Below are 794 nucleotides of genomic sequence, written 5' to 3'. Positions count from 1 at the left end.
TTCTTCAGTTTCCGTTTCGCGGACCTGGTCCCCACCTTCTGCAGCGCGGACCGGATGGTTCCGTTCTTTTTCCGGCGGGCGGTGACCGCACCACCGGACCACCGGACGTCGAGTTCGGCCGGGTCGTCTGCGGTGGTCACMGCCAGGTTCACGATCCCCAAGTCCACACCCAGCCACCCGGYGGGGTCGTCGGCGGGGACCAGCTGCTGCGGTGCGYCGGTGTCGACGGTTGCATGCAGGTAGAAACATCCGTCCCGGAAAATCAGATCCGACTCGCCTGTGCGGTCGGCGAGCATTGTCMGCTGCCACGGCGCGCACACGAATCCGACGTTGCGCATCCGGCCCGCGCTCGTCCAGATCGACACCGTCGATCGATCGATCTGCCACGACAAGCACCGATCGTCGAACGGTTGGCCCGCGTCCTGACGGAACACGACCGCCTTACCCGCAACCTTCGCATACCGTGTCGATCCCGGCGTGCCGTAATTCCCGTTACGCAGGTTCGCTGTCCGGGTCGCGTACGCATCCGCCACCTTCTTGATGACCCGGATCGCCGGTTGCGCCGACAACCCGCACGCCTTGATCTGGGCAGAGACCTGCTTTTGCAGCGCGAACGGGCGYCGATCAGCGGCGGTGTGCGCGAGCTGCGCAACCATGTTCGCCCCCGCATTGCACAACTCCAGTGTCGATTTCAGCGCCACATACTGCTCCGGGGTGGGAGCCAGCTTCACGACAACGATCCGCTTCACACCCTGCGCCTTTCCCTGATCGTCGCGGTGCGTTCACCGACCCGA

1 protein-coding gene is annotated in these 794 nt (G+C 65.0%); it reads right to left on the bottom strand.

The genetic code is table 11. The features are described from left to right. The coding region (locus AC1DWT_RS51655; protein ID WP_477926328.1) for a nuclease/transposase family protein at positions 1-749 on the bottom strand (749 nt) is incomplete at its 3' end. Between the last annotated feature and the right edge of the window lie 45 nt (positions 750-794).

It is taken from the genome of Rhodococcus sp. P4_B6, assembly GCF_056402215.1.
Note: the sequence above shows the minus strand (reverse complement) of the source record. Positions and strands in the feature narration are given on the sequence as shown.